Origin of the sequence: Streptomyces sp. NPDC015032 (genome assembly GCF_043080425.1) — a bacterium.
Taxonomy (GTDB): domain Bacteria; phylum Actinomycetota; class Actinomycetes; order Streptomycetales; family Streptomycetaceae; genus Streptomyces.
Genome location: NZ_JBIBVN010000013.1, coordinates 132,419 through 153,296, shown reverse-complemented (window position 1 = coordinate 153,296; position 20,878 = coordinate 132,419). Strand labels below are relative to the sequence as shown.

At 70.4% G+C, this 20,878-nt stretch carries 16 protein-coding genes; 2 read left to right on the top strand and 14 right to left on the bottom strand.

What is annotated here, in order from left to right:
• Nucleotides 1-91: 91 nt before the first annotated feature.
• The 13 genes from ACF08M_RS20410 to ACF08M_RS20350 all read right to left on the bottom strand — a co-directional run bounded on the left by ACF08M_RS20410 (nucleotide 92) and on the right by ACF08M_RS20350 (nucleotide 16,858).
• Nucleotides 92-880: an ABC transporter ATP-binding protein gene (locus ACF08M_RS20410; protein ID WP_392186658.1), complete on the bottom strand. Its 789-nt coding sequence runs from the start codon at nucleotides 878-880 to the stop codon at nucleotides 92-94.
• Complete coding sequence (locus tag ACF08M_RS20405) at nucleotides 877-1,842, bottom strand: FecCD family ABC transporter permease (protein WP_392186657.1); 966 nt, start codon at nucleotides 1,840-1,842, stop codon at nucleotides 877-879. Before ACF08M_RS20405 ends, ACF08M_RS20410 begins: the two co-directional genes overlap by 4 nt.
• 56 nt (nucleotides 1,843-1,898) lie before the next feature.
• Nucleotides 1,899-2,936 (bottom strand): ABC transporter substrate-binding protein, encoded by a 1,038-nt coding sequence (locus tag ACF08M_RS20400; RefSeq protein ID WP_392186656.1) that lies wholly within the window; start codon nucleotides 2,934-2,936, stop codon nucleotides 1,899-1,901.
• Nucleotides 2,937-2,944: 8 nt separating this feature from the next.
• Complete coding sequence (locus ACF08M_RS20395; RefSeq protein WP_392186655.1) at nucleotides 2,945-7,378, bottom strand: amino acid adenylation domain-containing protein; 4,434 nt, start codon at nucleotides 7,376-7,378, stop codon at nucleotides 2,945-2,947.
• Nucleotides 7,375-7,629, bottom strand: a complete 255-nt coding sequence (locus ACF08M_RS20390; RefSeq protein ID WP_392186654.1) for a phosphopantetheine-binding protein — start codon at nucleotides 7,627-7,629, stop codon at nucleotides 7,375-7,377. Before ACF08M_RS20390 ends, ACF08M_RS20395 begins: the two co-directional genes overlap by 4 nt.
• Before the next feature lie 108 nt (nucleotides 7,630-7,737).
• Nucleotides 7,738-9,327, bottom strand: coding sequence for a long-chain-fatty-acid--CoA ligase (locus tag ACF08M_RS20385; RefSeq protein ID WP_392186653.1), 1,590 nt, complete (start codon nucleotides 9,325-9,327; stop codon nucleotides 7,738-7,740).
• 46 nt (nucleotides 9,328-9,373) lie between these two features.
• Nucleotides 9,374-9,922, bottom strand: a complete 549-nt coding sequence (locus ACF08M_RS20380) for an FcoT family thioesterase (RefSeq protein WP_392186652.1) — start codon at nucleotides 9,920-9,922, stop codon at nucleotides 9,374-9,376.
• Nucleotides 9,919-10,809: a TauD/TfdA dioxygenase family protein gene (locus tag ACF08M_RS20375; protein ID WP_392186651.1), complete on the bottom strand. Its 891-nt coding sequence runs from the start codon at nucleotides 10,807-10,809 to the stop codon at nucleotides 9,919-9,921. Before ACF08M_RS20375 ends, ACF08M_RS20380 begins: the two co-directional genes overlap by 4 nt.
• A 128-nt stretch (nucleotides 10,810-10,937) precedes the next feature.
• Nucleotides 10,938-12,341: an MFS transporter gene (locus tag ACF08M_RS20370; protein WP_392186650.1), complete on the bottom strand. Its 1,404-nt coding sequence runs from the start codon at nucleotides 12,339-12,341 to the stop codon at nucleotides 10,938-10,940.
• Nucleotides 12,342-12,636: 295 nt separating this feature from the next.
• On the bottom strand, nucleotides 12,637-13,386 hold the full coding sequence (locus ACF08M_RS20365) for an aspartyl/asparaginyl beta-hydroxylase domain-containing protein (protein WP_392186649.1): 750 nt from the start codon (nucleotides 13,384-13,386) through the stop codon (nucleotides 12,637-12,639).
• A 349-nt stretch (nucleotides 13,387-13,735) separates the two neighbouring features.
• A complete protein-coding gene (locus tag ACF08M_RS20360; protein ID WP_392186648.1) occupies nucleotides 13,736-14,257 on the bottom strand; it encodes a copper chaperone PCu(A)C in 522 nt (173 codons plus the stop codon).
• A gap of 82 nt (nucleotides 14,258-14,339) precedes the next feature.
• Entirely contained in the window at nucleotides 14,340-16,628 is a 2,289-nt protein-coding gene (locus tag ACF08M_RS20355; protein WP_392186647.1) for a heavy metal translocating P-type ATPase, read from the bottom strand.
• Nucleotides 16,625-16,858, bottom strand: a complete 234-nt coding sequence (locus ACF08M_RS20350; protein ID WP_392186646.1) for a hypothetical protein — start codon at nucleotides 16,856-16,858, stop codon at nucleotides 16,625-16,627. Before ACF08M_RS20350 ends, ACF08M_RS20355 begins: the two co-directional genes overlap by 4 nt.
• Nucleotides 16,859-17,437: 579 nt before the next feature.
• Between ACF08M_RS20350 and ACF08M_RS20345 the strand changes: the two genes are divergently transcribed.
• Together ACF08M_RS20345 and ACF08M_RS20340 are read left to right on the top strand one after the other, a co-directional pair.
• Nucleotides 17,438-18,097 carry a hypothetical protein gene (locus ACF08M_RS20345; RefSeq protein ID WP_392186645.1) on the top strand — a complete coding sequence of 220 codons (660 nt, stop codon included), beginning with the start codon at nucleotides 17,438-17,440 and terminating at the stop codon, nucleotides 18,095-18,097.
• A 142-nt stretch (nucleotides 18,098-18,239) separates the two neighbouring features.
• On the top strand, nucleotides 18,240-18,824 hold the full coding sequence (locus ACF08M_RS20340; RefSeq protein WP_392186644.1) for a sigma-70 family RNA polymerase sigma factor: 585 nt from the start codon (nucleotides 18,240-18,242) through the stop codon (nucleotides 18,822-18,824).
• Nucleotides 18,825-19,187: 363 nt separating this feature from the next.
• Here the strand turns inward: ACF08M_RS20340 and ACF08M_RS20335 are convergent, their stop codons facing one another.
• Complete coding sequence (locus ACF08M_RS20335; protein ID WP_392186643.1) at nucleotides 19,188-20,663, bottom strand: M1 family metallopeptidase; 1,476 nt, start codon at nucleotides 20,661-20,663, stop codon at nucleotides 19,188-19,190.
• Nucleotides 20,664-20,878: the final 215 nt, after the last annotated feature.

Sequence of the window (20,878 nt, the reverse complement as noted above, 5' to 3'; positions counted from 1 at the left end):
ATCACCGACGCGGCCAGGTCTCGGAGTGACAGACCTCTTCTGGCGCAGCTCCGCTGCCTCGTTCACCAGCCTTGACACACGACCTCTCCGCCTAACTGAACGGCGTTGCCGCCAGGGGCTGGGCCGCGTAGGCGATGCGGACGACACCGTCGTCGTGGCGGGTTGTACAGGCTTCGACGCCGAAGACGTCCCTCATCACTTTCGGTGCGAGGACGTCGAGCACCGGTCCGGCGGCCACCACCGTGCCGCGGTCGAGGACGACGATCAGGTCGCAGAGGCGGGCGGCCAGGTCGAGGTCGTGCAGGACGGCCAGGGTGCTCACGCCGGTCGAGCGGATCAGGTCGAGCAGTTCGAACCGGGCGCGGATGTCGAGGTGATTGGTCAGTTCGTCCAGGACCAGCAGGCGGGGCTCCTGCGCCAGTGCGCGGGCGAGCAGGACGCGTTGGCGTTCGCCCCCGGACAGGGACGCGTACTCCCGCTGGGCGAAGTGGCGTATCCCGCAGCGGTCGATCGCGTCGGCGACGGCGCGTCGGTCGTCCGGGCCTTCGCGTCCGATCAGACCGTGATGGGGTGTGCGGCCCAGTGCCACGATCTCGGTCACCGACATACCTCCGGTGCTGCCCGCCGCGTCCTGGAGGACGGCAGCGGTGCGGCGGGCCGCGGTACGGGGCGTGAGGCTCCAGACATCGTCGTCACCGACTCTGACGGCCCCGCTGGTGGGGCGGAGCGACCGGTAGACCGCGCGGAGCAGGGTGGACTTGCCGCTGCCGTTGGGGCCGACGAGGCCGACGACCGAGCCCGGCAGGACTTCCAGATCGACCCCGTGGAGGACAGGTGTCCCGTCCAGCTCGACGTGCACCTGGTCGACGGTGAGCCTCATACGGTGTCCAAGCCCTTGTTGCGGCGCAGCAGCCATACGAAGAACGGTGCGCCGAGCAGGGCGGTGAGGATGCCCAACGGCAGTTCGTTCGGCCGGATGACCGTGCGGGAGAGGAGGTCGACGAGCACGAGGTAGACGGCGCCGAGCAGCGCGGTGAGCGGGAGCAGGCGCCGGTGGTCCGCCCCCACGGTCAGGCGCACGAGGTGCGGGATCATCAGCCCGACGAAACCGATGCCGCCGGCCACCGCGATGACCGAACCGGTGAGCAGCGCGGTGATGACCAGCAGCAGGGCGCGCAGGCGGTTGACGTCCACGCCCAGGGCGGTCGCCGACTCGTCGCCTGCCAGGACGGCGTTCAGCTGCCGCCCGAACAGGCCGAGCAGAGCGGTGCAGGTCAGTACAACGGTCGCGACCACGGGCAGTTGTTCCCACTGGGCGCCGGCGACGCTGCCCAGCATCCAGAACATCACTGTCCGCAGTTCGGTGGGCGTCGCCCAGAGCTGCACGAAGCTCGTCGCCGACAGCAGTACGTAGCCGACTGCCACGCCTGCGAGGACGAGGCGCGTGGGAGCCAGGCGCCCGCGACGCCGCCCCAGGGCGAAGACCACCGCGCCGGTGGCGAGAGCGCCCAGGAACGCGGCCCCCGCGACGCCCACTCCGCCGATCCCGATCCCGCCCAGCGTGATGACCAGGACCGCGCCGAAGGACGCTCCGTGGGAGAAGCCGAGCACGGTGGGATCGGCCAGGGGGTTGGAGACCAGTGTCTGGAGGACGGCTCCGGCCACCGCCAGGCCGGCTCCCGCGAGAGCCGCGAGGAGGACCCGGGGCGTGCGGAAGCTCCACACGATCTGGTCCAGTGCCGGGTCGGCGACCGCACCGCGGCCCGTCAGGTGATGGGCCACGATGCTCCAGACGTCCGCCACCGGTACGGTGACCGCGCCGATGCTGATCGCCGTGATCATGGCGGCGATCAGCGCGGCGAGCAGAACGGCGACGCCGAGGGAGAGGCGCAGACCGGTCAGAGCGCGTCGGGGTGGAGCGTCTTGGCGATCTTCTCCACCGCCACGTCGTTGCTCGGTCCGAGGTAGACCGAGTCGGACAGCACCACGTACGCGTCGTTCTTCGCCGCCGACCACTGGGGGAACTCCTTGAGCAGCTTCTTGGCGTAGGCCGTGGGGTCGGGGTCGTTGTAGCTGATGACGACGAGGGCGTCCACGTCGGTGGCGGCGACCTTCTCCTTGCTCAGGTCCGCGAAGGAGGTCTTGGAGGCCGACTCGAAGGCGTTGGTGGCGCCTGCCTTGGCCAGGATGTCGTTGTAGATGCCCTGGGCGACGACGGAGCTGAAGTCGTTGCCTCCCATGGTCATGTTGGAGAAGAGGACCATGACCTTGGGCTTCTTCTCGCCCTTGACCTTCTCCGAGATCTCCGCGATGCGTTTGTCGGACTCGGCGATCAGCTTCTCGGCCCGGTCGCTGACGCCGAAGACCTTGCCCATGTCCCGGAGCAGGGTCCGGCTGTCCGCGATCGTCATCTTGGAGGTGTCCTGGTCGCAGCCCTGCGGTGAGATATAGGTGTTGGCGCCCACGTCCTTGAGCTGGTCGCGGGTGGCGAAGCCGTTCTTGGCGTCGAATCCGTACGCGGTGGTGGACAGGACCAGGTCGGGACGTTGGCCGAGCATCGCCTCGCGGGGGATGTCGAACGCGTCGTTGAGCTCGATGTCCCCCTTGGGCAGGGCCTTGATCGCGTCGGCGCGGCCGGGCACTTCGGACCTGCCGTAGCTCTGCTGGTTGACGACGATGCGGTCCTCAAGTCCCAGCGCCAGCAGGGTGGAGACCTCGGCGACGGAAGCGCCGTTCATGACGACCACTCTGCTGGGGGCCTTGGTGAAGGTCTGCTTCACCCCGCAGTTCTCCAACGTCACCGGGTAGCCGGCGGCCGAGGACGCGGCGGGCTGCCCGGCTTGCGTCGTCTTCTCGGCCGATGACTCCGCGCATCCGGCGGTCGCGAGTCCGACGACGGCTGTCAGTCCGAGGGCGGCGAGCCGCTTGGTGGACATGTGTGCTCCTAGCATGAGGCCGGCCGTTGACCGGGGTTCGTATCAGGAGTCGGGCGGTGCCCGGACCGAGTTCCCGGGTGCTGCGGGGAATCCGCGGACGCCGTGGAGGGAGCCGGTGGAGGGGGCAGTGCGCCGGTGGCCACGCAGTGATCCAGTTGTCGGAAGAAGGCGGCCCGGTCGATGGCCGGATGATCGGGAGGCAGCGGGCCGTCGGCCGACGCCAGGCTCTCCCGTACGTTGTCCGCCCGTACGGTCGCGAGGGCGAGGTCCGCGTCCGGTCGGCCCGGCCCCGGAGGCAGGGAGTCGAAGAAGGCGAGGACCGCGGCGGCGTCCGCCGAGTCCCGGGGTATCCGCTCCCGCCAGATGTCCAGGGGAAGGACCTCGACCGGGTAGCCGTACTCCGCCAGCCAGCGGTGCAGGTCGTCCTGGAGCACGGGGGTCCCGGCGTGGTGGTGGACCACAGCGTTCCGGTGGTCCGCGCCGGGACCGACCGCCACGATCTCGGCCGCGGCACGGTCGACCGGGATCCAGGACTCCTCCGTGAAGAGGTCGGGCACGATCCCTGCCGGTACTCCGGCTCGCAGCACGGTCCACAGGAAGTCCTGGCGGTTCACCGCCCCCGTGGCGACCGGGCCGACCACGCGGCCCAGCCGGTGCACCGTGACGGGGAGGCCCCGGTCGGCGGCCTGCTCCAGGAGGCGCTCGGATGCCCACTTGGACTGCTGGTAGCCGTAGCGCAGTCCCTCGTGCGCTTCGAGGAACTCCTCCGGGAATTCCTCTCGCAGCGCGCGCGGCGGGCCGACCGAGAGCGTGGAGACGTAGTGCAGCGGTATGCCGCGCGGGGCGGCCAGCCGCAGCAGGCAGCGGGTGGATTCGGTGTTGGCCGGCCGGAGTGTGACGTAGTCGCGGACGACGCCGACCGCCGCCCCGTTGTGGACGATCGCGTCGCAGCTGGATCCGAGTTCGGTCAACTGCTCCTGGCGCAGGCCCAGTCCTGGCAGGGCCAGGTCCGCCGGGAGGGCGGTGACACGCCGGCGCTGTTTCTGTGACAGCGCCACTCCGGCGGCTTCGAGGGTGGCATGCACGCGCGCCAGGGCGTCCTCGGACGTCTTGCCCCTGACGGCGCACACCACCTCCGCGTCCGTCGACCGCAGGAGCCGCGCGAGGAGGTGGGTGCCCACGAATCCCGTTGCTCCGGTGAGAAGAACCCGCCGGGGAGGCCGACGGGGGTTTCCGTGTCCTGGGCGGATCTCCGGATCGAGGTCGGTGTCGGCTGCCAGGGAGGCGGGCAGCACGGAGCGGGCGGGGCTGGGCGCGAGAGCGCCGGAGCCGAGGAAGCCGGCGAGTCCGGCGGGGGTGGCGTACTGGAAGAGCCAGGCGACCTTCACCTCCCTGCCCAGCTCCGCGGCCAGGCGGTTGGCGGCCTGGATGGCCTGCAGGGACTGGGCTCCGCGTTCGAATACGTCGTCGTGCGCGGTGAGGTCCGGTGCCGCGAGCACCTGGCGCCAGACCCCGGTGACGGTGGCCTCCAGGCCGAGGTCGCCTCCGGTGTCCCCGGCACCGTCCGGCTGCGAAGGCAGCCGGGCGAGGAGTGCGGCACGGTCCGTCTTGCCCGACGCGGTACGGGGCAGGCGGGGCAGGAACGTGATGGACGTGGGGATCAACGGCGCGGGCAGCCGGGCCCGGAGGTGGTCGCGAATCCCTGCCGCGCCGGGCTTTGGTCCGGCGGGTACGAGATGGGCGGTGAGCCTGCGCGTGCCGTCGGGCAGCGCCTGACCGACCACGGCGGCGTCGCCGATGCCGGGGTGGGAGAGCAGGGCGCTCTCCACTTCGGCCGGCTGGACGCGGTGACCGCTGATCTTGAACTCGTCGTCCGCGCGGCCGAGATAGCGCAGGAGTCCGTCCTCGCCCACCTCCACGAGGTCGCCGGTGCGGTAGGCGGGCGGGGAGCCGGGCAGGCACTCCAGCGGGGCGAAGCGCTCCGCGGTCTCCTCCGGCCGGTTGCGGTAGCCGTTGCCGAGAGCGGGACCCAGCAGATGGAGCTCCCCGTCCACGACAGCCGCCCGGCCGCCCGGCAGGGGGCGGCCCACCGGTGTGTCGTCGGCGGCGAGGGCCGCGTCATGCAGGTCGGCGACGGTGGCGACGACAGTCGCCTCGGTCGGCCCATAGGTGTTCAGGAGCCGGACGGTTGAGCCGACCGCCTTGCGCCAGCGGGCGGCCCGTTCGGGCAGCGCGGCCTCACCGCCGATGACGACGGTGTGCACGGCGCCCGGCAGGGAGCCCGCTCCGGTGGACACGGCGTAGGCGAGTTCGTGCCAGTACGCGGTCGGCAGGTCGAGAACGCTGATGCCCAGGCGCTCGCACTCGGTCAGGAAGTGCGGAATCGAGTCCGTCATGTCCTGCGGCCTGATCACCAGCGTGGCGCCCGAGCACAGGGTCAGGAAGATCTCCTCGATGCTGGTGTCGAAGTGCAGTGGGGCGAACTGCAGGACGCGGTCGGCCCGGTTCAGTCCGTAGCGGAGACCGGCGCCGGCGACGAAGTGGGCCAGTGCCCCGTGCCCCACCTCGACGCCTTTGGGCTGCCCGGTGGAACCGGACGTGTGGATGACGTAGGCCGGTTCCCCGGCCCCGGGGGCGGACGGGACGCTGTTGGCAGCATCGGCGGACGGTGCGGGGCCCGTCGGCGGAATCTCCCGCGCGCCGTCGAGCAGCAGAACCTCCCGGTCCGGGAAGAGGTGGGCGTACGGCTGTGTGGTGACGACGAGGCCGGGTCCCGCGGAGGTGAGCAGGGTGGCGGTCCGGTCCGCCGGGGCGGTCGGGTCGAGGGGGCAGTAGACGGCGCCCGCGGCCATGGTGCCCAGCAGGACGGTCACCGCCGCTGTGCCGCGCGGCAGCGCGACGGCCACCAGGTCGCCGCGCCGCACCCCGTGGTCGGCGAGCAGCCGGGCGGTCCGGCGTGCCTCGCCGAAGAGTGCGGCGTACCCGATGCTCCGGTCGCCCTCCTCCACGGCCACCGCACTGCCGCGGCGCGCCGCGTGGTCGGCGATCAGGGAGAGCACGGGGCGCGGTGGGGAGGGAAGCGGGTCTCCGTCCAGCACACGGACCCCGCTGGAACACGTCGCCGAGGCGGAGGGAAGGGCGCCGACGGGGCGGTCGGGCTCTGCGACGGCTTCCGTCAGCAGGTCGAACAGGGCCCGCCGGTGGCCGGCGACCTCCGCGGCGGTGTAGAGCTCGGGGTTCCCGTCCACGGCGAAGTGCAGGGAGGCGCCCTCGGAGCGGTCGTACACATTGAAGGCGAGGTCGTCCACGGGGCCGGCCGAGACGTTCTGCACCGTGCTGCGGTGTCCGGCGAACCGGAGGTCGTAGGCGAACGGCATGATGTTCACACCCGGGCCGGAGAGCCGTCGCCCTGCGCCCACCAGTCGCAGGTCGCGTCGGATCTGCTCGTAGCGGTAACGCTGGTGGGGCAGGGCGGAACGCATTTCGCGGGAGACCGCGCCGACCAGTGTGCGCAGGCTGTCCTGCGCGCCGACGGCCAGTCGCAGCGGCAGTACGTTGCGGACCATGGCGGGTACGCGCAGGGACACGGAGCCGAACCGTCCCATCGCCGGGACGCTCAGCACGATCTCCGGAGCCCCGGTGACGCGGTGAAGATGGGCGGCGGTGACCGCGAGCAGGACTTCCGACCAGGACACCGCGAGGGCGCGTGCCGTGGCCCGGAGCGCCGCGGTGGTCCCGGCGTCCAGGTCTTCGGCGTCCCGGTGGAAGGAGGCCGCAGGCAGGGCCGACCGGGCCGCCGGTGTGGCCACCGCGGGGCGGTCGGCGTACCGGTGCATCCAGTGTTCCCGGTCGCGGGCGAAGTGCTCCGATGCCCGGTAGGCGGCCTCCTCCTCGCGTACCGACGCGAGGGTTCCGAAGCCGCTCGGGCCGACGGCCTCGCCGGTGGCGAGGGCGGTGTAGAGATCGGCCACGCGCCGTGCGACCAGGGAGAGGCCGAAGCCGTCCAGGGCGACGTGGTGGACGCGGTGGTACCAGAGACAGCGGTCGGCGGCGAGGCGGAACAGGGCGTGCCCGAACAGCGGGCCACGGGCCAGGTCGACGGGGCGTGCGATGTCCGCGTCGATCCAGCGGAGCGCCTCGGCCTCCGGGTCGGGTGCCTCGGAGACGTCGGCGGTGTGGAGGCGCCACTCGGGTGTCGGGGTGTCGACCTGCCGGGGGCGGCCCTCGCCGTCGGCCGAGAAGACGCAGTGCAGGGCCTCGGTCTCGTCGACCGCCCGGCGCAGCGCGGTCTCGAACAGCTCCTCGCGTACCGGGCCTTCGATCACCACGTACTCGGCCGTGTTGTAGGCGGGACTGCCGGTGTCGAGCTGGTGGCCGGTCCAGATGCCCTCCTGCGCTCCGAGCAGCGGATGGTGGAGGCGGTCGCTGTCGGGCGTCGTCATGCCGTCCCTCTTCTTTCTTCCTGCCGTTCGTCCAGAAGCCGCCACCAGTGCCTGAAGGAGGGCTGTTCGGCCAGATCGATGAAGGAGACGTCGATGCCGTACGCCTGCCAGCGTTCGACCAACGTGATGACACGGAGGGAGTCGAGCCCGGCATCGACGGGGTGCTCGTCGAGGTCGACCTCCTCGGGCTCCTGGTGGAGGAGTTCCGCGAGATCGGCGCGGAACTGTCGGGAGGTGAGGGCAGCGGGCATGGTGGTCCTCTCTCTTCGCGCTGCGGGCGGCGGGTCTTTTCGCACCGCGGGCGGCGGGTCTTTTCGCACCGCGGGCGGCGGGTCTTTTCGCACTGCGGGCGGCGGGGGTCAGTTGACCTTGCGGCCCGATCCGTCCCAGAACCGGTCCCGCAGTTCGCGGCGCAGGATCTTCCCGCTGGGGTTGCGCGGAACGTGGTCGATGAACTCGTACTTCGCGGGCAGCTTGAACGCGGCCAGCCGGGGGGTGAGGAAGGTGTGCAGGTCGCGGGGGCGAGGGGTCGGCCTGTCCTCGGCGGCGACGATGAAGGCGTGGACGTACTCGCCCCATCGGTCGTCCGGCGCGCCGACGACCACTGCTTCGGCCACGCCGGGGTGGTGCTCCAGCACGTTCTCGATCTCCGCCGGGTAGACGTTCTCCCCGGCCACGAGGATCGTGTCCTTGATGCGGTCACGGATGAACACGTAGCCGTCCTCGTCGACGAAGCCGGCGTCCCCGGTGCGGATCCAGCCGTCGACGAGCGTCTCGGCGGTCTTGTCCGGGAGTCCCCAGTACTCCACCATGTGCGCCGGTGTGGCCAGGTAGACCTCGCCCACGGCACCGGGCGGCAGCGGGGTGCCCCGGTCGTCGATCACCTGCACGCGTACGCCGGGGTAGGGGCGGCCCGCAGCCTGCATGAGGGGCGATCCCGGCTCGTGGACGGCCGGCGGCAGGCACGCCGCCGTGTTGCCGGTTTCCGTGAGTCCGTAGATCTGGGCGAACTCGCAGCGGAACACTGCCAGGCTCTGTTCCAGCAGGGTCTCGGAGATCGGTGAACCGCCGTAGACGATCTTGCGCAGTGTCGCGAAGTCGGCCGGTGTGACGCCCGGCCGGGTCAGCATCATCCGCAGCATGGCCGGGACCACGCAGGCGGTGGTGATACCGAGCCGGTGGATCAGGTCGACGGCCTGGGCCGCGTCGAAGGCGCGCATCGCCACGACCGTGGTGCCGGCATTGAAGTTCTGGGTGGCCCACCACAGGCCGCCGATGTGGAAGCCGGGGATGCCGACGAGCGCGAGGTCACCAACCCGCCAGTCGATCCAGTCGACCTCTGCCTCGGCCATGGCGTCCGCGATGGCGAAGAAGCTGCGGTGGGCCAGCACGACGCCCTTCGGCAGTCCGGTGGTTCCGCTGGTGTAGAGCTGGGCCACAGGGGTGTCGCGCGTCGCGGCGTACGGCTCGTCGGCCCCCGGGTACGCGGCTTTCCAGTCGCCGTAGCCACCGGCCGCGTCGAGCACGATGACATGCTCCGGCGGTGCGATCGGCATGCCGTCGACGACAGGCCGGAACTCCTCTTCGACAAAGAGCAGTCTGGTCCCCGAGTCCCGGAGTATGTGGCCGACCTCCGGCGAGGTCAGCCGCCAGTTCACCGGGACGAGGACGGCACCGGTCTTGGCGCAGGCGAAGAGGATCTCGTAGTACTGCTCCGACTCCTTGCCCAGGTAGGCGACCCGATCGCCGGCGGCGAGACCGGCGGCGCGCAGCGCCTGCGCGGTGCGGCTGCTTTCCCGGTGTAGTGCCGCATAGGTGAGTGTGGTGTCCTGGCAGATGACCGCCGGCGTGTCCGGCTGTCGTTCGGCGTGAAACCGGGCGGTGTCGGCGAGCGTCGCGAGCTGGTGGTGCAGCCGGGGGCCCGGCTGCGGGGCGTGGTGGGAGACCATGGCAGGTGTCCGTCCTGTGCGTGCCCGTGACGGGGCGGGCGTCGGGTCAGTCGATGTTGACGAAGGCGAGGGTGGCGTGGCCGTCGCAGCGGCCGCCCTCGGTGTCCCAGTAGCGGTAGGCGGTGGTGGCCATGAGGAGCGGACTGCCGCCGGGAGAGCGCAGGTCGACGGAGCTGAACTCCAATTCACCGGAGAAGTCCCGCGGGTTCACCGGGCGTTGGAAGCGGGAGGCGAACCGTGCGATGAGGATGTCCGGCAGCTGATGGCGCCAGAAGTCCTCCAGCGTCCAGGACTCGAACCCGGTCAGCAGCTGTTCCTTCACCGACTTGGCGACGAGGTAATACATCATCTGGTTGTAGGCGATGTTCACCTCCACCGAGTTCAGGTGGCCGGTGTCGTCGATGTAGCAGGACTCCGCGATTGCGAACGAAGCCCGGACCCGGGACAACCCGTCGGGAAGCCCGGAGACCTCCGCGGTGAGCAGGTAACGGCAGTGGTCCTTGTACGGTGCGAGCACCCGGGTCAGCAATTCCGTGTCCGTGGCGAAGGTCTGCTCGGGGCGGGCGTCGGCGCTGTGCCCGATGGCCTGTGTCATGCCGCTTCCAGACCGTCGTGCAGCTTGCGCTCGTCGTGGACGGTGACGCGGTACGAGACGGTGGGCTCGGGCGTGGTGGTGTGCCGGGCACAGTGGATGAGGCTGCGGTTGTCCCAGACGAGCAGGTCGCCCTTCTCGAAGCTCTGGAGATGGATGTTCTCGTGCTCGAAGGTCCCATCGAGCTGCCCGGTCGCCTCGAAGAGCCGCTGGAGCAGCGCCTCGTCGAGCGGCTCGCCCTGTGCGTTCTCGATGCCGACGGTGAAGCCCTCGCTGAGGTAGAGCACCGTCTCACCGGTCATCGGGTGGGTGAAGAGGGTCGGCTGGAGGACGGCGGGCGTCTTCCGCTCCACCTCGTCGATGATCTCCGACAGGGGCCGGTAGACGTCGTGGGGGCGGATCTTGAAGTACTTGCGCACCGAGTGACGGCACCGGGTTTCCGCGATCTCCTGCTTGAGTTCCCCGGGCAGCTTCTCGTACGCCGCTCCCATGTCGATGAAGTAGGTGCCGCGGTTCCTCTCGGGTATGACCTTCGGGTAGATCAGGGTGATCCCGAACGGGTCGGGCATGAACTGGTAGTCGGCGTGCCAGAACTTGCCCGTCCTGGGTACGCCGATCTGCTTCCCGTTGTCCAGGACGTTCGACGACACGAACACCTCGGTCACCTCGGGGTGGTGGTACATCGGTTCGTAGTACGTCTCCGGGCGGCCCAGTCGGCGGCCCAGCTCCAGGAACGAACGGGGCGACAGCTCCTGGCCCTTCAGGACGGCGATCTTCCGGCGGTAGACGGTCTCCTTCAGGGCCGCGATGTCGCTCGGCGAGGCCGTGGTGTGGTCGAAGTCCTCGACGGAGGCGCCGATGGGCCTGCCGGCGTGATCGGTGATGCGCATGGTGATGCTCCTTCTGTCCGGGCGGAAAGGTGAACGGCTTTGCGGCTGGTCGGCGGAGGTCGCGGACACGGTTCTCCTGGGGAAGCGGTGTCGGTGGGGCCGAGTCGGGCCGGGTGAGAGCGGAGCGCCTACGAGGCGTCTTTGCGGCGGATCACCAGGGCGGCGAACGAACCGAGCGCCAGCGCCCCGGAGGTGAACACCAGCGCCGTCCGGATGCCGTCGACGAGAGCCGGGACGGACGACTCCTGCCCGATACCGGAAGCCGCCGCGACGAGCAGGGCGAGACCGACGGCGCCCCCCACCTGAAGGGCGGTGGACGTGATCCCGGAGGCGATGCCCTGGTCGCCCGGTGCCACGCCCGAGGCGGCGGCGATCCACACGGCCGTCCACGCGGCGCCCTGCCCAATGCTCATCAGCACGATCCCTGGCAGCAGCGCCGGATAGGAGCCGTTCGCGGCCACACCCGGCACCAGGGCGAGAGCACCGGCGGCGCCGAGCCCCAGCCCACCGACCAGCAGGCGCCGCATTCCGAACAGCGGCACGGCACGGGCCCCGGTCTGTGTGCCGACCGCGACGACGACCGCCGGGACGAGGAAGCAGAGCCCCGTGACGAACGCGTCGTAGCCGCGCACCGCCTGGAAGTAGAGCGTCAGGAAGTACGGGAGCGAGCTGAACGTCGCGCTGAACAGCGCCGCCACCCCCGTGGCCGCGACCAGCCCGCGGTGACGGAAGAGCCGGACGGGCATCAGGGGATCGCGTGTCCGCATCTCGATGACGACGAACAGGCCGAGGCAGATGACCCCCGCGGCTCCGGCCGTCAGGGCGGCGGGGCGCGTCCACCCCGCCGCGGGGGCGTACACCAGGAGGAAGACGAGCAGTGTGAGTCCCGCGGTGGCCGCGAGCGCCCCCGCGGCATCGAAGCGCCGGGTGCGGTCCCGGGGCGGGTCCGCGGCGAAGAGCATGCGCCCGAGGACGGCGAGCGCCGAAGCTATCGGCACATTGACCATGAACACCGACGGCCAGCCGAATCCATGGACCAGTACACCGCCGAGGAGGGACCCGAAGCACAGCCCACCCGCGCCGGCTGCACCCCAGATCGCGAGCGCCCGGTTGCGTACCGGCCCTTCCGCGTAGGTGGTGTTGATGAGCGACAGCGTGGCCGGGAACAACAGGGAGCCACCGATTCCCTGGGCGGCGCGTACCGCGAGCAGGAGCCAGGGAGACTGCGCGAGGCCGCCGGCCAACGACGAGAGCGCGTATATCGCCGTGGCGAGGACGAACATTCTCCGGCGTCCCAGGAGATCCGCCGCACGTCCGCCGAGCAGCAGGAAGCCCCCGGTGGTGACGACGTACGCGCTGACCACCCACTGCAGGTCGTGGCCGGAGAACCCGAGGCCGGCGCCGATGTCCGGCAGTGCCACGTAGACGATGCTGTAGTCGAGCGAGATGACGAGCTGGGCCGACGCGAGGACGACCACCGGAAGGCCGAGGCGCCGTCGTGCTGCTGCGTGCTCAGCAGTGGTCGCGGACATGATCGTTCCCTCTCGGAATGAAGAGCTCGATGGATGACGTGGTGAGTCGCGGGCGGCCTGGAAAGGAGCCCTGCGGCCATGCCGAACCTCGTCCCGGCTGTGGGGCGCAGAACGAAGCGGTCATGGGAAAGCCGGCCGGTGTTCCGGTGACGGCCCGGCGAACGGTGGGGTCTGCGGGAAAACCCGACGAGTGCGGAGCCGGGCCGCAGAGGTGCGTGCGGCAGCCGGAGGGGCCTTCAGTGGCGGTGGTGTGCGCCTGGCACCGGTCCGTCCGGGTGCGGTGCGACCCCGGGGATCACCTTTCTTCCAGCAGCTTCCGTACCTCCGTCACCAGGACGGTCAGCGCCTGCCGCTCGGGGACGGTCGTCTCCGGATGCCAGAGATCGACCAGAAGACAGGTTCGCGGGCGAGCCCCCCGGTTCTCCGCGTGATGTTCGAAGGAGTAGTCGAAAAGCAGACAGCGGCCTTCCTCCCAGGCACGCGTCTCACCGGCAACGGTGATGTCGCAGTCGTTCGGGATGTCGACAGCGAAATGGAGATTGATGCTGAAGTTCCACAGATCGCAGTGTGGAGCGATGCGCGAACCCGGCAGCAGCGTCGAGAAGTGGCTTTCCAGAAGAGGACAGATGAGTTCATCACCGACGGCGACATTCTTGATGATGTCGAACGCGGTGGGAGCGACCGTGGCGGAATCCGCGATGAGTTCCCCGTCCCGATACAGGTGGAGAGACTGCCAGTCGTCCTGCCGTATCGCGTAGTGCTCGTAGTCGGAGAAGACCTCACGCTTCGTCTGCCAGGCCCTCTCGTGCTCCGCCCTGATCGCGCTGTGGGCACCCTCCAAGGCGTCGACGAGCGACGCGACGGACGGATCGTTCCTCGGATCGTGCCAGGGCTTCTGCGATATCCCCGGCAGAATCCACTTCGCGCCCGCCTGCAGTGGATGCCTCGGCAGCCCTCCCGGCGCCATCATCTCCTCCACCCGCGCAAGCGAGTCGGGGCCGAACTCGTCCCGTATCGCGGCGAACCGCTCACCGGTCGACTGCATCACGACTTCCTCCCAGCCCTGCTGACACGGAGACCGGACTTCGACGTCTCGTCCACGCGTCCCCCTGAGGCTGCGGCCCGTACAGGTCAGTGGCCGCTTCGTATCAAGGGTCGAACGGCTCTCCGCCCGAGTTCCCGCCGCGGCCGAAAAAGTCCGACCGGGCGTGCGAGTGGCCGTGGGCGGGCGCCACAGCCGAGCACACCCCATCGCCCCAGGAGAGACGCCGCGAATCTCTTGTACGCGGCCCCGGCAGGCGGTATCAGCGGCCCTCCGAGCGGCCCGCCGCCGCCCCCCGGGAGCCGCCGGCTCCAAGGACGCCGACGGCAGCCGGGGCGATCCCGGCGACGTTTCAGGAGGTGGTCCCCAGAGTGACCGGCCTGACGACGGCGTCGACGGTGACTCGGCCGGTCCGTTCGAATTCGAGGGTGAACGTGATGCGGTCCCCGGGCCGCCATGTCTCTTCGGCGGGAAGGGTCACAGCCGTCCCGAAGGGGGACATGCCGACCTCCCCGTACGCCGGAACGCTGATGGTCTCCGTTCGTTCGCGGTAGGCCCCGGACGTCGCGTTCATGCGGTGCTCGGTCAGTTCGATGCCCGCCGCGACGGAGGGGGAGCTGACCGAACGGAGCCGGTCCGGCGCCCCGCCGGTATTGACGATCCGGAAGTAGGCGTTGGTGCTGCTTCCAGGGATCACCGGAAGCAGCACGCGGGACTCCTGCACCTCGATCCTTGCGGGGCTGCCCGCGTATCCGGTGGCTGTCCAGCCGGAAAGGCCGCCGAGGGCGAGGACGGAGGCGACTGCGGCGACCGCACCGGTACCGAGCGCCTCCCGCGTACGGCGGAGACCGGGACGCCGGTAGAGGTTCTTCATGAGCGCACGCTCCACTGAGGAGGGTTGGACGGTATGAGGTTCGCGGTGGCAGCGGCCGCGGCCGCCGGGCCGGGCGGACGCGTCACAGGACGCCCCGCGCGGCGGGCCGGGAACGGGGCTGCCGCGCCGGCGACGGCTGCCAGGTGCGCAGCCGCAGACTGTTGGCCACGACGAGGACCGAGCTGAGGGACATGGCGACGGCGGCGACCATGGGGTTGAGCAGGCCGACCATGGCCAGTGGCATGGTCACGGCGTTGTAGCCGAAGGCCCACACGAGGTTGACGCGGATGGTGCCCAGGGTGTGGCGGGCCAGCCGGACCGCGTCCGCGAGGGCCTCGATGTCGCTGCGCACGAGGGTGACGTCGGCGGCGCCGATCGCCGCGTCGGTCCCGGTGCCCATCGCGATGCCCAGGTCCGCGCCCGCGAGTGCGGCCGCGTCGTTGACACCATCCCCGACGACGGCGACACGCCTGCCTTCGGCCCGGAGCCTGCGTACCAGTTCGGCCTTGTCCTGAGGAGTACAGCGGGCATGGACCTCCGCGATGCCGAGGTCCTCGGCCACCGCTCGCGCGACTGCGGCCCGGTCACCCGTGGCCAGCACCGGCCGTACACCGAGCCTGCGCAGGCGGTCGACGGCGCGGTAGCTGCCGGGGCGGACGAGATCGGCCACCTCGATGAGCGCCACCGCCGAGCCGTCCACGCGGACCAGGACCGTGGTGCGGGCCGATTCGTCCGCCCGCTCCCGGGCGGTCCGCAGGGCCGCGGGCAGATCCGCGCTGTCGGGCGCCAGCACCTCCACCCGGTGCCCGTCCACACGTCCGCTCACACCGTGCCCTGCGGCGGCCCGGAACTCGGACACGGCGGGCAGGGAACCGTCCCCGGTCACTCGGCGCGCGTGGGCCGCGATCGCGCGCCCCAGCGGATGTTCCGAGCCCTGTTCGACGGCTCCCGCGAGCCGGAAGACTTCGTTCACGCCGTGTCCGCCGGACACGGCCGTGACCCGCCCCACGCTCATATGCCCCGAGGTGAGGGTCCCGGTCTTGTCGAGCACCACGGTGTCGACATGCTGGAGTCCCTCCAACGCCTGCGGACCGCTCACCAGCACACCCAGCCGGGCGCCGCGCCCGGTGGCCGCCATCAGCGCGGTCGGCGTCGCGAGCCCCAGGGCACACGGGCAGGCGACGACGAGGACCGCCACAGCTGCGGTGATCGCGGCCTGCGGGTCGGCGTCGGCGCCGAGCCAGAAGCCGAGCGTCGTGGCGGCCAGCGCCAGGACGACCGGGACGAAGACGCCCGCGACCGTGTCGGCCAGCCGCTGCGCACGCGCCTTGCCCGCCTGGGCGTCCGTCACGAGTTTCGTGATGCGGGCGAGCTGCGTGTCGGCGCCAACCGCTGTGGCGCGGACCAGGAGCAGACCGCCCACGTTGACGGATCCCCCGGTCACGGTCGCTCCCGGGCCGACCTCGACGGGCTCGGACTCGCCGGTGACGAGGGACAGGTCGACGGCAGAGCTGCCCTCGGTCACTTCGCCGTCGGTGGCGACGCGTTCGCCGGGACGGACCACGAACACCTCGCCGACCCGGAGGCGTTCGATCGGCAGCAGTTCATCCGAGCCGTGGCGGCGGACCGTCACCTCCTTCGCGGCGAGCTGCGCCAGCGAGCGCAGCGCCGCACCGGTCCCGCGGCGTGCCCGGCCCTCCAGGAATCGGCCTGCCAGAACGAACAGCGGTACGCCCACCGTTGCTTCGAGATAGACGTGCGCCATCCCGTCGGAGGAGGAGGGCACCAGGCTGAAGGGCATGCGCATACCCGGCTCACCGGCTCCGCCCAGGAACAGCGCGTACGCCGACCAGCAGAAGGACGCCACCACACCGAGGGAGACGAGCGTGTCCATGGTCGCGTTGGTGTGACGCAGGCCGCTCAGCGCTCGCTGATGGAATGGCCAGGCCCCCCAAGCGGCGACCGGTGCGGCGAGGACGAAGCACAGCCACTGCCAGTTGTCGAACTGCAACGCGGGGGCCATCGACAGGACGAGCACGGGCAGGGACAGCGCCGCGGTGATGACCAGCCGCTCACGCTCCTGGCCGGCGGCAGCCTCCGCGGAGTCTTCGGTTCGCGCCGGCTGTTCCTCCGCCGGCGGCGTCACCAGTTGTGCCGTGTACCCCGCGGCTGCCACGGCCGAGGTCAGTTCATCGGCGGTCACCCGAGCAGGGTGGCTGACCCGGGCCCGTCCCGTGGCCAGGTTCACCTCCGCCGTGACGCCGTCCAGCTTTCCGAGCTTGCGCTCGACCCGTCTGACGCACGCCGCACAGGTCATGCCTCCGACGGCGATGTCCGTCACGATCGCCGTAGGCACCGCATCAGCTGTCACCGGTGCCCGCCTCCGTGGTGCATGGGCATGTCCTCGTCGCCCTCGCCGTTCGGCGAGTCGCCGGTGATCCCGGGGCCGTGCATTCCAGGCGAGACCGGCCCCACCGCGGCCCCCACGGCGTAGGCGCCCACGAAAAGCACCCCGAGGAGCAACAGGAATCCGCACAGTGCGGGCGGTGGGACGAACCGGGCGATCGTTGCCCGGGGCACGGGGCCTGCCGACTGGTGCACAGAGCGTTCCTCCACTTTCTCGACGCGAGCCGTGAGGGAACAGCTCGTCGCAGTCCAGAAGTCGAAGGCGCAGGGCCCGGAGTTCCACGGCCGCGGAGTGAGCAGCGTCACAGGCCCCGTACGCCACGCCGGGATCCGCGCCGCCGTCGCGGAGGCCGGCTGCACCGCCGCAGAGCCGGCCGCCGCCCGACTCCTCGGCCCTCGGCCACAAGGCATCGCCCGTCGACGTGCACCGCGTGCTCCCGAAACTCACAACACGGCGGGAACCAGAAGACGCCGCCGTACGACTGCTCATTCGCAAGGTGGTTGCGGAAGTCGGGGTCACAGGTACGGGATTCGCTGCCGTTGGGTTCTCCTCGTTCGGCGGGCTCCCCTCCGGCAGGGGCGCAGGAGGTCCCCCCGGTGTCGATGCAGGGACCCCGGCACGGAGGTGTCTCGCGAAGAATGCCAGTATCGGGTGCCATGTCGGTGGGGTGGCAATTTCGCGCCGCACGGTCCGCGTTGTTCGCGACCGTGTGCGTGGCGCTGGCTGCCTGCGGTCACGTCCTCATGTCGGGTGAGCCACTCCCCTGGTGGGCCTTGAGCCTGTGTGTGGGTGGCGTCGGCGGACTGGGGTGGCTCGTCGCCGGCAGAGAGCGGGGCCAGGTCACCGTCGTTGCTCTCACCGTCGCGGCGCAGGCGGGACTTCACGGTGCCTTCACGCTGGTCCAGACGGCGCAGCAGGCCGAACCGAACCCGGCTGGCAGTCCCGCCCTGGCGCTGAGATGGGCGGATGCCCTGCTCTGTGGCCCGCACCGGGACTCCGAGGCAGCGGCGCGGGCCTACGACGTCGCCGCGCAGGCCGGTCTCACCGACAGCATCCAGCTGCCCCGGCTCGAAGGCGGCTCCTCCGCCATCGCCGCGCTCGGACACGCGTCCCACAGCACTCAGGCGGCGCAGCCCCTGCACGACATGGGAGCGATGACCGGCACTGCTTCCTGGGGCATGCTCGCGGCTCACGCGACAGCGGCGGTTCTGTGCGGGCTGTGGCTCGCGCGCGGCGAGCGAGCAGCATTCCAGATCTTGAGGGCCGTGGCGGACCGCGTCCACATTCCTCTGTCACTGCTCAGTGCGTTGCGTCCCCTCCCCGCCGCTCCGCCCACGCCTCCCGTCGATCGCTCGGGAAGACGCCCGCGGCTGCGTCTGCTCGTCCACACGCTCGCGACCCGGGGTCCACCGCAGGGAATCGCTGTCCACTGACAGCCGGATCACGTCGGCCGCGCCCCTGCCGCCGGCGTACGCCCGTGTCCCTGTGGTGCGGGCGGCTCTCCCTCTTCCCGGATCCGAGGCGTACCTGCTCACTACGCCCTGTCCGGGTTTCCCGGAAGGACCCGCAGTTCTGATGACCCCTGTCCTGCGACGTGCGGTGACGGATGACGATGTCACCGCGTGGGCCGTCGACGCCGCATCCGGCGACGGCGACGCATTCGAGCGCGTCTTCCTCGCACTCCACAGCGATGTACGGCGATACGTGACCTACCTCGCCGACGACCCCCAAGGAGCCGATGACCTGGTGCAGGAGACCTTCCTGCGCGCCATGAGCACGGTCCATCTTTTCGAAGGCCGCGGTTCGGCACGTGCCTGGCTGCTGACCATCGCTCGCCGAGCCGTGGTCGACAGCATCCGACGCGCTACGTCCCGGCCCCGGCTGGCCGATACCGCCGACTGGCAGAGCGCCGCAGAGCGCAGCCAGCCGCGCGGCCTGCCCGGCTTCGATGAGGGAATTGCCCTGATGGCCCTGGTCGAATCGCTGCCGGACGAACGTCGCGAAGCGTTCCTCCTGACACAAGTGCTGGACCTGCCGTACGACGACGCGGCCCGCACCAGCTCATGCCCCGTGGGCACGGTCAGATCCAGGGTCTCGCGCGCCCGCACCATGCTGACCGCCATGCTCGACGACAACGCCCAGCCTGCCCTGGCCTGCTGACCACCGCAGGCCAGCCGCTCCGGCGGCTGCTCGGGGCGGGCTCCTGTGCCCCGAGCAGCCGAGCAGCCGAGCCTCGTATGCCTCCTGTTGGCGAACGGTTTCCCGGGCGGGATCCAGGTCAAGAAGCCCAGCCGGCTCTGGACGCACGCCACCGTCCTGGGCGTCGGCGACTACACGGAGAACGGCCACCCGGACGGCTTCCTGGTGCGGTGGTCCGACGGTGAGGTGTCCCTGTACCCGGATGCCGACGAAACCGGCCTGAACCGCGAGATCACGTCGGTGTACTCGCCTGCGCAGGGTCTCCTACCGCCTGGAGAAGGGCTTTCCCCCGAGGAGAGCTCTTCTCTCGTCGGATCGCCCTCCTCACATCCGGGAGGGCTTCTTCTTGTCGAAGAGCCAGGTGTCGAAGAGCGCGGTCAAGTCCTTCCCGGACTTGCTCTCGCACAGGGCGATGAACTGCCGGGTGTCAGCATTGCCGTGCCGGTGCTGCCGGGTCCAGGTACGAAGAATGTCGAAGAAGGTCTCGTCGCCGACGGCCTTGCGCACCTTGTGCACGACCATGGCACCGCGTCCGTAGACGGGCGGGTCGGAGACATGCCCTCCGCTGGGCGGGTCCGCCGGCGGGAACGCCCAGATGCCCTCGCTCTCGGCGTCCGTGCCGTCGTAGAAGTCCTCGAAGACCTCCGTGGTGCTCCTGTTGCCCCGCTCCTCCTCCCAGAGCCACTCCGCGTAGGTGGCCAGACCCTCGCTGAGCCATATGTCCTTCCACTGGCGCGGGGTGACGGAGTTGCCGAACCACTGGTGTGCCAGTTCGTGCACGAGCAGCGCCTCTTCGGGCGCCTCGCCGAAGTAGGGCCTGGTCTGGGTCTCCAGGGCGTAGTCGAGCCCGGGCAGGTGATCGACGATGGCACCGGTCGAGGAGAAGGGGTAGGGACCGAAGCGTTTGCCGGCCCAGTCGACGATCTCGGGCACCAGGTCTGCAACATCGGCGGCGTCTTCGGCCTCGTCGGGGTCGATGGCAACGTAGACGGGCACGTCATCGTCCGTCCGGCCCTTGTGGATCTCGAAGTAGCCGACGGAGACGTGGGCGAGGTAGCCGGCCATGGGCTCCTCGGTGCGCCAGTGCCGGGTCACCGTTTTACCCTTGTCCTCCTCCGTGATCAGCTTGCCGTTGCTGATCACGTCGTAGGGGTGGCCGTCCTCGTCCTTGGGCACGGTGACCGTGGTGTCGTATGTGGCCTTGTCCGACGGGTGATGGTTGCCCGGGAACCAGGTCATGGAGCCGGACGGCTGCCCCAGGGCCGTCGAGCCGTCGTCGGTCTCCATCCAGCCTTCCGTGCCTCCGTCGTCGCCCTTGAGCGTGCGCGGTGTGCCGTCGTAGGTGACGACGGTCTCGAAGACTTCGCGGTTCCTCACCGTATTCGCCGGTGTCACGACCAACTCGTCGCCCGAGCGGGCGACTTGGGCCTTGGCGCTTTGCACCGTGGCGGTGCGTACCCGCAGCCCTGACAGGTCGAGGTTGAAGCGGCTCAGGTCCTGGGTGGCCCGCGCTGTGATGACCGCCGTGCCCTTCAGGTGGTTGGTCTCGGGCGCGTAATCCAGCGTCAGCCCGTAGTGCACCACGTCATAGCCGCCATTGCCGAGCGCCGGGAACAGCCGATCCCCCACTCCGGCCGTACCGGGCTTTCCGACCGCGACGGCACCGTTTCCCGGTGCGGAGCCGGTGCAGGACGTCGTCACGGCCAGGAGGAGTGCTGTGGCCGGGGCCCAGCCGGACAGACGGCCCGGGACCGCCGACCGAGGCCGAGGCCGGCTGCCCTTCGCCATATGCGGTTTCATCTCGGGTCTCCCATCGATCGCAGGACGCGAGACGTCAGAAAGTCGGCATCGCCTATTGGTTGCTTCAATATTGGCAAACGTTTCTTCACGCGCCTTGCTGCTGACCTAAGGGTTGTCCCGTAACTTGCTGGTCAGGGGTCAGGGGTCAGGGCTTCGGCGTAGTTGCGTGACGCCCGGTTCGTGACCTGGCCCGGCAGCAGGTCGCGGCCCGCCGC

Bases quoted from the DNA above. Each gene is read 5' to 3' on its own strand.
- ACF08M_RS20410 (WP_392186658.1), bottom strand. From the start codon at position 880: ATGAGGCTCACCGTCGACCAGGTGCACGTCGAGCTGGACGGGACACCT.
- ACF08M_RS20405 (WP_392186657.1), bottom strand. From the start codon at position 1,842: ATGATCACGGCGATCAGCATCGGCGCGGTCACCGTACCGGTGGCGGAC.
- ACF08M_RS20400 (WP_392186656.1), bottom strand. From the start codon at position 2,936: ATGTCCACCAAGCGGCTCGCCGCCCTCGGACTGACAGCCGTCGTCGGA.
- ACF08M_RS20395 (WP_392186655.1), bottom strand. From the start codon at position 7,378: ATGACGACGCCCGACAGCGACCGCCTCCACCATCCGCTGCTCGGAGCG.
- ACF08M_RS20390 (WP_392186654.1), bottom strand. From the start codon at position 7,629: ATGCCCGCTGCCCTCACCTCCCGACAGTTCCGCGCCGATCTCGCGGAA.
- ACF08M_RS20385 (WP_392186653.1), bottom strand. From the start codon at position 9,327: ATGGTCTCCCACCACGCCCCGCAGCCGGGCCCCCGGCTGCACCACCAG.
- ACF08M_RS20380 (WP_392186652.1), bottom strand. From the start codon at position 9,922: ATGACACAGGCCATCGGGCACAGCGCCGACGCCCGCCCCGAGCAGACC.
- ACF08M_RS20375 (WP_392186651.1), bottom strand. From the start codon at position 10,809: ATGCGCATCACCGATCACGCCGGCAGGCCCATCGGCGCCTCCGTCGAG.
- ACF08M_RS20370 (WP_392186650.1), bottom strand. From the start codon at position 12,341: ATGTCCGCGACCACTGCTGAGCACGCAGCAGCACGACGGCGCCTCGGC.
- ACF08M_RS20365 (WP_392186649.1), bottom strand. From the start codon at position 13,386: ATGCAGTCGACCGGTGAGCGGTTCGCCGCGATACGGGACGAGTTCGGC.
- ACF08M_RS20360 (WP_392186648.1), bottom strand. From the start codon at position 14,257: ATGAAGAACCTCTACCGGCGTCCCGGTCTCCGCCGTACGCGGGAGGCG.
- ACF08M_RS20340 (WP_392186644.1), top strand. From the start codon at position 18,240: ATGACCCCTGTCCTGCGACGTGCGGTGACGGATGACGATGTCACCGCG.
- ACF08M_RS20335 (WP_392186643.1), bottom strand. From the start codon at position 20,663: ATGAAACCGCATATGGCGAAGGGCAGCCGGCCTCGGCCTCGGTCGGCG.